The sequence below is a fragment of the Vibrio sp. 10N.286.48.B8 genome, assembly GCF_003050085.1.
Classification (GTDB): Bacteria; Pseudomonadota; Gammaproteobacteria; order Enterobacterales; family Vibrionaceae; genus Vibrio; species Vibrio crassostreae.
Window position 1 is genome coordinate 88,912 of record NZ_PIGD01000015.1, and the last position, 13,826, is coordinate 102,737.

Genomic DNA, 13,826 nt, shown 5'->3' on the forward strand with positions numbered 1-13,826 from the left:
ATTACTCACCCAACTTTATTTTTCTTAGTTTCGGGCTATCAGCAAACATATCTTGGTGCGTGGTTAATAACACAATGCCACCGTTGTCTGCATGCTGAGAAAAAAGAGATTCGAGAACTTTCACGCCCTGCTTATCAATCGCAGTCAGCGGTTCATCGAGAATCCACAACATTTGCTTGCTCAACCAAAGGCGAGCCAACGCGACTCGGCGCTGTTGCCCCGCTGAAAGTTGCCCTGCTGGTACGTCTTCTCTGCCCGCAAGCCCGACTTGAGCCAACGCGTGGTAAAGCTCTTCTTTGCTCGTACCGCCACTGTGAATCGACTGATAGAAGCTCAGGTTCTCATAAGCACTTAGCTCGCGCTTCACACCAGTTTGGTGACCAAGAAAAAGTAAATTTTGATGATACACGTCTCGACTCGATTCGATAGACTCACCATCCCAAGAGATAGTGCCGTCATCGCGATCACCTAAGCCAGTAATAATCCTAAGGAGTGTCGTTTTCCCGGTACCGTTACGACCTTCAACCTGAACCAGTTCACCTGGTTTCAATTGAAAAGACAACGATTCAAATAGAACCCTGTCGTCACGAATAGCAGTTAAATTTGAGACTTCTAGCATAGGTAAATTTAGTCGAGTAATGAGAGGGCTATAGTAGCACACCAACATGGTGACAAAACAGGACTAGGCGTTTTCGATAGAACAAAGTCGGTAAGAAACTGTTACCACCGCATCACAATTTACACATTTTCATCAACAAACAAGATATTGCCTTAGATACAAGCACTTATAAACATCGTTCTATATAGATAGAACAGGCATAAAAAAAGAAGCCGAAGCTTCTTTTAAAAGGAATACGTAATAAACATCAATTGTTCAATACGAATTAAGCGCTCAATTTAACGACGTCGAGACGGATCTCTGCGATCGCGAGAGGCATCGGGTTGATCATCGTACGATGAAGGGTTACTTCTCAACGAAGGGATTTTCTCCTTACCCGCGAGCTTATTCTGTAGGGACATCATTAGCTCAGCTTCCGCTTTAGGTAGTTCACACTCTTCAATCAGTTCGTTTATCCCGGCACCAAGCTGAACCATTTTTGTCGCACGCGTGTATAAGCGGCCGTCAGTGTCAGCATGTTCCAACTCAACAATACGCTCATTCAAGTGCTTTATCAGATCTTGCTGTTCAGTTACTTTTTGGCCCAGGCCAACCACAACCGAGCGAACCTCAAGTAATTGCTTACTCGATTTTTGAAGCTCTTTGTCCAAATTACGAACTTGCAGACGTGACTGATCGAGCTGCTTTTGAATCGCACGTTTTACTTTGCTAATCAAAATCACGATGAGTAACGTAAAAACCCCTACTCCTGCAATCAGAGCAACAGGGGTTAAAGGAAGCGCTTCAAACATTACAGGTGAGCCATCTCATCCCATTCGTCTTCGCTTAGTAGTTTGTTTAGATCTACTAAGATAAGCAGCTTGCCATCACGGTTACTGACACCTTGAATGAACTTAGCACTTTCGTCAGTGCCAACACTTGGCGTTGTGTCGATTTCAGAAGAACGTAGGTAAACCACTTCAGCAACGCTATCTACTAGAATGCCAATAACTTGACGCTCAGATTCAATAACGATGATACGAGTGTTATCTGTGATTTCACCTTGCATCAAACCAAAGCGAGAACGAGTGTCGATAACAGTAACAACATTACCACGCAGGTTGATAATACCTAGAACGTAGTCTGGAGCACCCGGTACCGGAGCAATTTCACTGTAACGCAGTACTTCACGTACTTGCATTACATTGATGCCGTAAGTTTCTTCTTCTAGCTGGAATGTCACCCATTGAAGTACTTCATCATTGGTTGGATCTTTTCTTACTTCAACTTCACTCATATGAGACATAGATAATCCTCTTGCCGTCGTTACCGACCACTATTATTAACTTGATGCTTTTGCTGTACCAATCTTGGTACTAGCTCAATGCTTTTACATCTAGCCCTGCATTTAGCATGGCGATTAATGCTTCGACATGGATCAAAGCACACATTTTTTCTTTTACCATACCAGCGAGCCATGGGCGTTTCCCTGCCATTTCTCGCCAACGTACTTTATCTGTATTAAGTAGCTCGGTGCCTTTTAACTCGGTGCCCGCAAGCCCCCACAAGCTCTCTCCAAGCATCACTATATATTGATAGTTTTCTTTGTATTCGTCACTCGATAGTTTCTCAGACATCACCCATTTTGCGGTGTCGACCACATCTAGCTGACTATCACGGTTGGTTTGTAAACCTAAATACCAAGCTGGCTTACCAATGATATGGCTTAACTCTTCAAGGCGATGGATGCCGCCAAGCTCATCAAGTGGCACCGCAAAGGTCACGCCGTTTACATCAAAATACAAAACTTGAAAGTCTTCTGTGCGAACCGTACTTTCCCAAGAGGTAAACTGGTCAGCACCTCCTGCTTGAGTTTCAGGTTCAATAACTGTCTCGGGCTTAGGGACGTCAAGTTCAGGTTCAACAGCCTTAACTTCTACTTGTTCCATCTCCAGCGATTCAGCTTGTAACTCTTCAAATTGCTGCGTTTCAACCGGTGGCTCTGCAGCAATTGATAAATCAGGTTGTGGAAGATTCCAATCTTGAATCTCTGGCTCTTCAAACACCTGAACAGATTCAACCGCGGCATCAAACATTTGCATATCTGCTTGCTGGGCGATTTTCTGGGTGTTCTGATCCATCAACTCATCAAGGTTCAGTTCATCAACAACATTGGTCGCCTCTAAACGACTCAGTAGTTTCTGAACATCCTCAAGGTTAGGAACCTCAAACTCAGCCGCGCGTATTTCTGCATAGCTTGAGTGGTGACTCGAAAATTGGCGCTCTGGCTCTGGCTCTGGCTCTGGCTCTGGCTCTGGCTCTGGCTCTTCAGATTGTGATTCGTCGCTCGACTCGTCAACAAAAAAATCGTCAGATTCAAAGCTTTCATCGCCTAATAACGCAGTAAAGTAATCATCCAGTGCTTGTTCACTGGAGAGACTTGGCTGCGCCAATACTGATTCTTTATTCGCGCTCATTTATCGCCAACCTTTCGAGATAAATAAGCAACTGTTTATAAGCAAATACACCACGGCTACCCGATGCAAAATGAGATGCTGGTAGGCGTTTTAGGCTCGCATCTCGAAATTTAGTATCTATCGGCACAGCAGACGTCCAAACTTGGTTTGGATAATCATCTTTGAGCTGCGTTAATGTTTGCAGTGAGGCTTTGGTTCGCTTGTCGTACATCGTCGGGACAATCGTCACCTTAAACGGCGTTTTGCGAGACTTCTGCATGATGGTCAAAGTGCGAATCATGCGCTCTAAGCCCTTCATCGCCAAAAACTCAGTCTGTACCGGAATCAATATACGGTCACTCGCAGCCAATGCATTAACCATCATCACCCCCAGAATTGGCGGGCAATCGATCAACACATAGTCATAGTCACCTTTCAAAGCGGCCAAAGCGCGCTTCAAGATCAACCCCATGCCGCTTCGATTTCCCATTACACGGTCTAATGTGGCCAAAGACATGTGCGCAGGAATAATATCGATACCTTCAACTTCCGTTTGTAAAAGCAAAGGTCTTACTGTCTGCGCGTTAAACTCACGCAACTGAAACAAATCAAACAGGCTCGATTCCACCGTATCTGAGTCGTAACCCAGATAGGTGGTCAGTGATGCATGTGGGTCAGTATCAACCAACAGAACACGGTGCCCCTTCAACGCAAGTAAACCTGCTAGAGTCACGGTCGTGGTCGTTTTACCAACACCACCTTTTTGGTTTGCAACACTCCAAACAATCATTTCGATTTACCTAAGCTAACCCAACTTCAACCAAAATCCTTTCCGCGATGCGGTCGAGAGGTAGGTCTTCAGTAGAAATGCCAGCTTTTGCTACAGCTTGAGGCATACCATATACAACACAACTATCTTCGTCTTGTGCCCAAATCGTCGAGCCCGCGGTTTTCAACATACGCGAACCTTCTCGACCATCTGCGCCCATACCGGTCAGTATCATAGACAACACTTTGTCACCGTAGATCTTCGCTGCAGAGCCAAATGTGACATCCACACAAGGCTTGTAATTCATTCGGTCGCCGCCATCGATAATTCTTAGACGTGCAGACCCTGCACGGCCATCAACCATCATCTGTTTACCACCCGGAGCAAGATACGCCACTCCTGGTTTCAACACATCACCGTCTTGCGCTTCACGGACTTCAATCTTACACAAGGTGTTCAATCGACTAGCAAAAGCAGCTGTGAATGTTGCTGGCATATGCTGAACTAACACAATCGGATGTGGATAGTTAGCAGGGATGCGCGTCAAAATCTTCTGTAGCGCAACCGGGCCACCAGTCGACGTACCAATTGCCGTTAATTGATATTTCTTACCTGACGCTCTGAATTTTGCCGTTGATGCAACCGCTGGCTTCGCTGTCGAAGTCGCAGCTGCTGTTGAAATCGGTTGGCGTAATGGCGTAGATGTTGAAGTCGTTGCTGTCGCTCTCGGTGCAATAGGAGCACGACGCATAAACGCACGCTTTGCAGCAATCTGAATCACACGCTGTTGAAGCAATGCAACCGCATCATCGCGGTTACGTGCGATGTCTTCAAACTTCTTAGGTAGGAAGTCGAGAGCACCTGCATCTAATGCATCTAACGTTGCTCTCGCTCCATCATGCGTTAACGATGAAAACATCAAAATAGGCGTTGGAGACGCGGCCATGATCTCACGAACGGCAGTGATGCCGTCCATGACAGGCATTTCAATGTCCATCGTGATTACGTCAGGTCTTAGCTGTTTCGCTTTCTCAACGGCTTCTTTACCGTTTACTGCTACATCAATGACTTCTAGGCGAGCCTCTGAGTTGATAATCTCGCTAACGCGACGACGAAAGAAACTCGAATCATCAACGACTAATACTTTAATCGCCATATTTATCCTTAAATTAAATTCTTGACGCAGCTGCGTACTGCTTCAACAAGTCCGGCACATCTAGAATCAATGCAATGTGTCCGTCACTTGTAATTGTCGCGCCTGCCATTCCTGGCGTGCCTTGCAGAAGCTTATCAAGTGGCTTGATCACGACTTCTTCTTGACCGATAAGCGTATCGACAACAAAACCAACTCGTTGGCTACCAAGTTGTACGATAACAACATGGCCGTGCCCTTTACGCAGTTCAACAATACCCGCTTTAGGAGCAAGCCAGTTTTGCAAGTAGAACAACGGAATAGACTTATCGCGAACGATGATCGTTAGCTGACCATCAACCACATTTGTGCGGCTTAAGTCTAGGTGGAAGATCTCGTTAACCGATGCCAATGGCAATGCAAATGGGTGACCCGCAACACCGACCATCAAGGTTGGTAGAATAGCTAGGGTTAGTGGAACCTTGATGGTGATCTTGGTGCCTTGTCCCATTTCTGAATCAATATCAATAGAGCCGTTCAGTGTGTTGATCGCCGTTTTCACAACGTCCATACCTACACCACGACCAGAGATATCCGAGATCTGCTCTTTGCTTGAGAAGCCAGGAGCAAAAATCAAGTTGAAACACTCTTTATTTGATAAACGAGACGCTGCATCTTCATCCATCAGGCCACGTTTGACCGCAATAGCACGAAGCTTATCAGGGTCCATACCGCCACCGTCATCAACGATAGCCAGCTCAATGTGATCACCTTCTTGAGAGGCAGACAGAATCACTTTACCCGTTTGTGATTTACCCGCAGCAACACGGTCGTTCGGCATTTCGATACCATGGTCGACAGAGTTTCTCACCAAGTGAATCAGGGGATCAGCAAGTGCTTCTACCAAGTTTTTATCAAGGTCAGTTTCTTCGCCACGCATTTCAAGAACGATGTCTTTCTTCAAGCTACGCGCAAGGTCACGGACAACTCGTGGGAAGCGACCAAATACTTTCTTGATCGGCTGCATACGAGTCTTCATTACCGCGCCTTGTAGGTCTGCAGTAACAACATCTAAGTTAGAGACAGCTTTCGACATTTCTTCGTCATTGCTGTTTAGGCCAAGACTGACAAGTCGGTTACGCACCAATACCAGTTCACCCACCATGTTCATGATGGTATCCAGTGTTGATGTATCGACACGAACTGTAGCTTCAGCTTGCTGCTTCTTCGCTGGCGCTTTAACTTCAGTTTTTGCTGGAGCACTAGGTTTCGGTTCTTCTTTAACCGCAACCGGAGCAGCAGGCTTAGGCGCAGCTTGTGGTGCAACTGCCGCAGACTTCACTTCTGCAGGCTTAGTCGCAGCATCGAGCTCTTCAATCGAAGGTCCGTTACCTGAACCATGCAGTTGGTCTAGTAACTTCTCGAACTCTTCGTCAGTCATCAGGTCATCGCCTTCAGACATCGCCGAAACAGGTGCTGCCGGAGGCGCTGGCGGTGGAGGAGGCGTTGAACTTGCCGCTGTCGGGCTGTTACCCGCGCCGTGCAATTCATCCAACAACTTCTCAAATTCGTCATCAGTAATATCACCACTGTCAGCAACAGGCTGAGGTGCAACTGGTGCTGGCGGCGGTGTAGGTGCAGAAGGTGCTGTTGGTGAACCACCTTTTCCGTGAAGTTCATCAAGCAGGCGCTCAAACTCGTCTTCAGAGATATCATCCACAGATGAGGCACTGATGCTTGAACTTTCGACAACCGGTTCAGGGGCTGTAACGACAGGCTCTGGGATAACAGGTGCTGGCGCTTCTACTGGTGCAACTTCATCCGCTGATTCTGGTTTGCAGAGGCGGTGAAGTTCATCCAATAAAGCTTGGTCTGCTGGTACTAAAGGCTCCTGATCTTGCACGGCTTGGAACTGTGTATTAACAGTATCTAACGCCTGCAGCATAGTATCCATCAAGCCTGATGTTACGCTGCGCTGACCGTTTCGTAGAATGTCGAACACATTCTCGGCACCATGACAAGTATCCACCAGCTCAGTTAATGCTAAGAAACCAGCACCACCTTTTACTGTATGGAAACCACGGAAAATAGCATTTAATAGGTCTTTGTCGTCAGGGTTATTCTCAAGCTCTACCAGTTGCTCTGATAGAAGTTCAAGGATCTCTCCTGCTTCGACTAAAAAGTCCTGAAGAATATCTTCGTCTAAATCGTAGCTCATACGTTACCTTTAAAATCCAAGACTGGATAACAAATCGTCGACTTCATCCTGAGAAGCAACAGCGTCTTCGCGCTCTTCTGGATTCATGATTGGCCCTTCTGGAGCAATCGATGCTTTCTTCTCTGATTTTGGAGTTGGCTCAGTCTGATTCGCACCAAATACGGTGAGAATCTCAACTAAGCGTCCTTCAACCTCATTCACCAAGGTAATAACTTTGCTAATTATCTGCCCAGTTAAATCTTGGAAATCCTGAGCCATCAAGATTTCAGTCAGTTGTCCACGTAGTTCGGTACTATCGCCCTCTACTTGGACAAGCAATCCATCAATGCGGTGACATAAAGCTTTAAATTGTGCCAGCTCAATGCGGCCATGCATCAGTTCATTCCATTGAGGCCTTACTTGAAGTAAACACTCGTGTAGGTTGTCTGCAATTGGCATACAGCGATCGACAGCGTCCATCGTCTTATTTGCCGCAACTTCCGTTTTATCAATGACATACTGAAGGCGATCCCTTGCATCGGGGATTTCGTCATTTGCGATAACGCTAATGCGCTCATCGAAATTAAATTGAGTCAAAGAGTCATGGAGGTCGCGAGTCAGACTTCCTATTTCTTGAAGCATTGGATTGTCTTGAAGACTAAAATTATCTTCATAAATGCTTCTAACAAGAGAATCAGCATCTTGCTGCTCATCGTTCTCAAGCAGCTCTACTAATTTTTTTGCTTGTTCTAATGAAATCATCCTGAGTTCGGCCTTACTCCGCATACTTTGTGCGCTTAGGCTATCGAGATAAACAGATAACTTATCAGTCAGCGTTTATCTAGAAGTACCTAAAACTTATTGATGCTTATAAGCGATCAAAAATCTTATCAAGTTTCTCTTTCAGCGTTGCAGCAGTGAAAGGCTTCACAATGTAACCATTAACACCCGCTTGCGCTGCTTCGATGATCTGCTCACGCTTCGCTTCTGCTGTGATCATAAGCACTGGAAGGTGCTTAAGTTCTGCATCTGCGCGAATGTGTTTAAGCAAGTCAATACCTTGCATGCCTGGCATGTTCCAGTCAGTTACCACGAAATCAAATTCGCCTTTTTTCAGCATAGGTAACGCGGTCAAGCCATCGTCTGCTTCTTGAGTGTTGTTGAAACCTAAATCGCGAAGTAGGTTTTTAACAATTCGGCGCATCGTTGAAAAATCATCAACAATGAGAATTTTCATGTTTTTGTTCAAATTAGCCTCCACTGAATAGGATCAGTGTTGTTAGTCGTTCTGTGTCCAAGCACTTAACTTAGTGCGTAAACGCTGCATAGATTGGCTCAGTATTTGGCTGACACGAGATTCGCTGACACCTAGCACTTCCCCAATCTCTTTTAAATTGAGTTCTTCGTCGTAATAAAGCGAAAGCACAAGGCCTTCTCTTTCCGGAAGTTGTTTTATCGAGTCGATCAGAGCTTGGCGGAATGACTCATCAGCAACCCCTTGAAAAGGCGTGTTATCTTGAGAGTCTTCATTCGGAGATATTACATCATCTGAGACGCCTAAATCTTCGATCCCAACCAGTCTTGAGCAATTAATATCAGTTAAAGCACTGTGGTACTGCTCCAAAGTGAGTCCCATATGTTTTGCCACTTCGGCATCACTCGGGTCGCGGTTGAGGATACCCTCTAATTCCGCGATTGCACTGCTGATTTCTCGATTGTTTTTATGAACCGATCTCGGTACCCAGTCCCCGCGGCGAATGTCATCCAACATTGCCCCACGAATCCGAATACCAGCATACGTCTCAAAGCTTGCGCCTTTGGTACCATCATAGTTTTGTTGCGCTTCAATCAAGCCGATCATGCCAGCTTGAATTAAGTCATCAACCAATACATTAGGCGGTAATCGCCCCAACAAGTGATGAGCGATACGTTTAACCAACACAGAATACTTCTCAAAAAAAGCCTGTTGGCTATTGTGATTAGCATGTTGGTCGTAAGTAAGCGCTTTATTCACCAAATGGTTCCTCTATAAATTCAGTACGATTCAGCAGCCTTTCAACAAAGAACTCCAAGTGCCCACTTGGTGTTTTTGGTATTGGCCAGGTCAATGCTTTATTAGCCAAAGAGCTGATTGCCAACGCAGCTGGAGAGCGAGGATACGCATCTACTACGATCTTCTGTCTCTTGACTGATTGACGTACTTTATCATCTAAAGGAATACATGCTACGAGTTCGAGGCTCACATTCAAGAAGCGCTCTGTGACCAAAGTCAACTTTGCAAATAATTCTCGGCCTTCTCGGTAGCTTCTGACCATATTTGCAACAACTTTGAATCGCTGAACTTGGTGCTCTCTGCTCAAAAGCTTAATCAAAGCATATGCATCTGTGATTGAGGTAGGTTCATCACATACCACAACAACCACGTCTTGCGCCGCTCTTGAGAAACTGATCACCATGTCCGAAATTCCGGCAGCGGTATCAACCAACAAGATATCCATCTCGTCTTCAAGCGAACCAAATGCGCGAATCAAACCAGCATGCTGTGCGTGTGAAAGTTCAGTCATGCTTTGTGTGCCCGATGTCGCTGGAATAATTTTAATTCCGTGCGGCCCTTCGACAATCGCATCCTTAAGTTCACATTCGCCAGCCAACACATGCCCAAGGTTTCGTTTAGAACGAATACCCAGCATGATATCGACGTTAGCTAGCCCTAAATCGGCATCTAACACCATGACTTTTTTGCCTTGGCGCGCCATGCAAATAGCCATACCTAACGTCACATTGGATTTACCAACGCCTCCCTTACCACCGGTGACAGCGATAACTTTTGTGAGTGAAGGCTTGGTTAAGCGACGGAGGCCGCTAGCTTGATCATGTATCATATTTTCATTCATATTTATCCGCCGCCTAGAGCCCTTCAGAATCGCTATTCCAGTAATGAGGTTCATTCTCTGTAGATTTTTCTAATAACTCATTAGCCTTAGCAATCATGTACTTTGGCTGAGCTATAACGATATCTTCAGGAACTCGTTGACCATTTGCTATGTAAGCAACTGGTAATGCATTTTGTATTACGACACTGATGAATTCACCAAGACTGAGGGATTCATCCAATTTAGTCATGATGCATCCCGACAACGGGATTCTTCTAAAGTGTTCAATTGTTTCTTGTAGCACTTTGCGTTGTGCAGTTGCAGGCAACACAAGGTAGCTATTGATAACGGAACCACTCTCTTGCATCAATGTGTCTAACTGCTCAGATAGGCGAACATCTCGTTGTCCCATGCCTGCAGTATCGACCAGAATCAGGCGACGATTACGTAACTGATATATTACATCGGCCAGTTCGCTAGAATCTTTAGCAACTCTTACAGGACAACCCATAATTCGACCATAGATCGATAACTGCTCATGTGCACCTATACGATATGTGTCAGTTGTCACTAGTGCGACGTTATCTGCGCCATATTCCATGGCAGCACGTGCAGCTAGCTTTGCAACAGTTGTCGTTTTACCCACACCGGTTGGGCCAAGTAGAGCCACAATACCGCCGCGTTTTAAAATATCTTTCTGAGTGACAGAGATTTGGTCAGCAACCAGTGCTAACAAAGCCTTCCATGCACGCGCTGGTTTGGTATCTTCAGGAATGTAACAAGCCATCTGATCGGCCAGCTCTGCAGAAACACCCATACGCTCAAGGCGCTTAATAAGCATCGCTCTGAGCGGTTCACGACGCTCAACTTCTTGCCACATTAATCCAGATACTTGATGTTCTAACAGACGACGAATTGAGGTCATCTCTTCGCGCATCGTTTCCATTTCAGAATCAGAGCCTTTCGAGTGAGTGTTCTCACGACCGCGATCATAACGAGTAGGATCCAAGCGAGGTGCCGGACGCTCGACTCTGCGGTCTTCAGCAATCAACTTAGACAAACCTGTTTCACGAGCAAATGCTGAATCAAGATTGCCGTGAGACTGTTGGTTACCGTGAGACTGCTGATGGCCATGAGACTGCAGATTGCTTTGAGTCTGATGACTATGAGGGTTATGACCCGTGCTTGATTGGCGATTAAGCAATGCTGACAATGAATCTTCATTTTCAGCACGATGTTGTGGTTCATCCTCGGCGCCATGACTGTATTGTTTTAGCATATTCGCAAAGCGCTTAGTCATTGAGCGTCCACCTTCAGCATTCGACTGCAGGCTAACCTTGTCATCGTCTAGTTGACGTCGCCCTGCAGGAGCTGCGGGCGCGGCCATTTGCGTATATTGGCTTTGTGCAGGCTGCTGAGGTTTATTTAGTCTCTGGCTTGCTGTTGAAGGGCTAGATTCGCCATCAATAGCGGCAACAATTTCCACGCCACCTGCGACCTTTTTGTTAGACATGATCACCGCCTCTGAGCCAAGTTCTTCTTTAACTTGGAGCAGCGCCGTTCGCATATCTTTTGCAAAAAATCGTTTAATTTTCAATTCGATCGTCCGTTCTAATTAGGCGGCTTAATTACCAACAGCTTGTACTATACGTATCTGTTTTTCGTCCGGTATCTCTTGGTAAGACAAGACTCTCAAGCTTGGGATCGTGTTTTTCACGAACTTAGCCAGAGTCGAGCGTAACACACCAGAGGTCAGTAGCACCGCTGGTTCACCTTTCAGCTCCTGCTCTTGCGTAGCGTGGCTGAGGGAGGTCTGTAAACGTTCGGCTAAACCAGGTTCAATACCAGCAGATTCTCCGCCGGATGCCTGCATGGTTTGATGCAAGATTTGTTCCAGCTCAGGAATTAGGGTTATCACTGGCAACTCTGGCTCTATACCATTGATTTCTTGAACAATTAATCGTTTCAATGAGATACGAACCGCCGCAGTAAGTATGTCAGGTTCTTGACTCTTACCTGAATACTCCGACAAAGTTTGGACTATAGTTCGAATGTCACGAATTGGAATAGCTTCATTCAATAGGTTCTGTAGCACTTTCACAACCACACCCAACTGCAATTGATCCGGTACAAAACCTTCGACCAGCTTAGGTGTTGAGCGGCTAAGCATCTCAAGTAAGTTCTGAACTTCCTCGTGACCAATAAGCTGTGATGCGTTGTTGGTAAGCAGTTGGCTAAGATGTGTCGCCAATACTGTAGAAGAATCGACAACGGTATAACCTAGAGCTTGTGCGTGTTCACGCTGCTCTTCACGAATCCATACCGCTTCTAATCCAAATGCAGGGTCGATTGTCGGCTCACCATCGATCATACCGTACACTTGGCCCGGGTTGATCGCGAGCTCCATGTCAGGCTTGATCTCAGCTTCACCTACTGCGACACCCATCAGGGTAATTCGGTAGCTGTTTGGTGTCAGCTCTAGGTTATCGCGAATGTGTACCGCTGGGATCAAGAAACCAAAGTCTTGAGACAACTTCTTACGCACACCTTTAACGCGTTCAAGCAGTTCGCCCCCTTGGTCTCTGTCAACCAAAGGAATTAAACGGTAACCCACTTCTAAACCAATAATATCGACAGGTTGAACATCATCCCAAGAAAGCTCCTTCTGAGAGCCTACTTCTCCATTCGCTTCAACGGTTGCCGGAAGATTAGGTTCTTCCGCCTTCTTTTTGTTTTTCTTATCGATGTAATACGCACCCGCGCCCGCAATAACAGCAAGGCTCAAGAATGAGAAATGTGGCATACCCGGAACAATACCCATGATGCCAAGGATAGCGGCGGTGATCATCAAGGCTTTTGGATTGTCGAACATCTGGAAGACGAGCTGTTGCCCCATGTCTTCATCAGTATTTTGACGCGTTACCATCATTGCAGCTGCTATAGAAAGGAGCAGTGACGGGATTTGTGCAACCAGACCATCACCGATAGTCAGTAGCGTGTAGATCTCGATTGCTTCACCAAAACCAAGGTCAAACTGAGCCATACCAATGCTCAAACCGCCAATGATGTTGATGAACAAGATTAAGATACCAGCGATCGCATCGCCTTTAACAAACTTAGATGCACCGTCCATCGAACCGTAGAAGTCGGCTTCTTTGGTTACTTCAAAACGTCGCAGACGCGCCTGGTCCTGGTCGATCAAACCTGCGTTCAAGTCGGCATCGATTGCCATCTGTTTACCCGGTAACGCATCCAAGGTGAAACGCGCGCTTACTTCCGAGATACGGCCCGCACCTTTGGTTACAACCATGAAGTTGATGATCATCAGAATCAAGAACACCACTAGACCGACAGCGTAGTTACCACCGATAACCACGTTACCGAAGGCTTCGATCACGTTACCAGCAGCGTCACCACCTTCATGGCCATGGAGCAATACCACACGTGTTGAAGCAACGTTCAAGGCCAATCGAAGCAGAGTCGCAATCAGCAGCACGGTCGGGAATGCAGCGAAGTCTAAAGGCCTACGGGTATAAACCGAAACCAATAGCACAACCATAGACAGTGCAATATTAAAGGTGAAGAACATATCCAACAAGAAAGCTGGAATGGGCAACACCACCATAGCAAGCGTGGCAAGTACCATAACAGGCGCACCAATCGCAGGCATGGCACGGTTAGGGATTTTAGGTAGCTTGTCCGCAAAAGGCAGGGAGAATTTCATAAATCTAGACAGTTTCGCTATGTTGTAGCTCTCTGAAGAAGTGGATTAGATCTTAGTCAGGGCTGTTTTGCTATGGG

General features: G+C 46.2%; 13 protein-coding genes. All 13 read right to left on the minus strand.

Translation table 11 applies throughout. The features are described from left to right. Nucleotide 1 precedes the first annotated feature (1 nt). The gene (gene ccmA / locus CWO08_RS16995; protein ID WP_048607846.1) at nt 2-619 is read right to left on the minus strand and encodes a cytochrome c biogenesis heme-transporting ATPase CcmA; all 618 of its coding nucleotides are present in this window, start codon (nt 617-619) and stop codon (nt 2-4) included. Nucleotides 620-897: 278 nt separating this feature from the next. Continuing rightward, a complete protein-coding gene (locus tag CWO08_RS17000; RefSeq protein WP_108020817.1) occupies nt 898-1,410 on the minus strand; it encodes a DUF2802 domain-containing protein in 513 nt (170 codons plus the stop codon). Further along, complete coding sequence (locus CWO08_RS17005) at nt 1,410-1,904, minus strand: chemotaxis protein CheW (RefSeq protein WP_017056895.1); 495 nt, start codon at nt 1,902-1,904, stop codon at nt 1,410-1,412. Before CWO08_RS17005 ends, CWO08_RS17000 begins: the two co-directional genes overlap by 1 nt. A 70-nt stretch (nt 1,905-1,974) precedes the next feature. Next, on the minus strand, nt 1,975-3,075 hold the full coding sequence (locus tag CWO08_RS17010) for a chemotaxis protein CheW (protein WP_108020818.1): 1,101 nt from the start codon (nt 3,073-3,075) through the stop codon (nt 1,975-1,977). After that, on the minus strand, nt 3,062-3,844 hold the full coding sequence (locus CWO08_RS17015; RefSeq protein WP_048661505.1) for a ParA family protein: 783 nt from the start codon (nt 3,842-3,844) through the stop codon (nt 3,062-3,064). The genes CWO08_RS17010 and CWO08_RS17015 overlap by 14 nt, the downstream gene beginning before the upstream one ends. A gap of 10 nt (nt 3,845-3,854) precedes the next feature. After that, nucleotides 3,855-4,979: a chemotaxis response regulator protein-glutamate methylesterase gene (locus CWO08_RS17020; protein ID WP_048616090.1), complete on the minus strand. Its 1,125-nt coding sequence runs from the start codon at nt 4,977-4,979 to the stop codon at nt 3,855-3,857. A gap of 13 nt (nt 4,980-4,992) precedes the next feature. After that, complete coding sequence (locus CWO08_RS17025; RefSeq protein WP_102432853.1) at nt 4,993-7,173, minus strand: chemotaxis protein CheA; 2,181 nt, start codon at nt 7,171-7,173, stop codon at nt 4,993-4,995. A 9-nt stretch (nt 7,174-7,182) separates the two neighbouring features. Further along, complete coding sequence (locus CWO08_RS17030) at nt 7,183-7,914, minus strand: protein phosphatase CheZ (protein WP_048661507.1); 732 nt, start codon at nt 7,912-7,914, stop codon at nt 7,183-7,185. A gap of 106 nt (nt 7,915-8,020) precedes the next feature. After that, nucleotides 8,021-8,389: a chemotaxis response regulator CheY gene (gene cheY, locus CWO08_RS17035; protein ID WP_016767062.1), complete on the minus strand. Its 369-nt coding sequence runs from the start codon at nt 8,387-8,389 to the stop codon at nt 8,021-8,023. Between the two features lie 42 nt (nt 8,390-8,431). After that, nucleotides 8,432-9,166, minus strand: a complete 735-nt coding sequence (locus CWO08_RS17040) for an RNA polymerase sigma factor FliA (RefSeq protein WP_048661508.1) — start codon at nt 9,164-9,166, stop codon at nt 8,432-8,434. Continuing rightward, nucleotides 9,159-10,046 (minus strand): MinD/ParA family protein, encoded by an 888-nt coding sequence (locus CWO08_RS17045; protein WP_048661509.1) that lies wholly within the window; start codon nt 10,044-10,046, stop codon nt 9,159-9,161. Before CWO08_RS17045 ends, CWO08_RS17040 begins: the two co-directional genes overlap by 8 nt. 13 nt (nt 10,047-10,059) lie before the next feature. Further along, entirely contained in the window at nt 10,060-11,622 is a 1,563-nt protein-coding gene (gene flhF, locus CWO08_RS17050) for a flagellar biosynthesis protein FlhF (protein WP_048661510.1), read from the minus strand. A gap of 27 nt (nt 11,623-11,649) precedes the next feature. Further along, nucleotides 11,650-13,749 (minus strand): flagellar biosynthesis protein FlhA, encoded by a 2,100-nt coding sequence (flhA, locus tag CWO08_RS17055; protein ID WP_048664306.1) that lies wholly within the window; start codon nt 13,747-13,749, stop codon nt 11,650-11,652. Nucleotides 13,750-13,826: the final 77 nt, after the last annotated feature.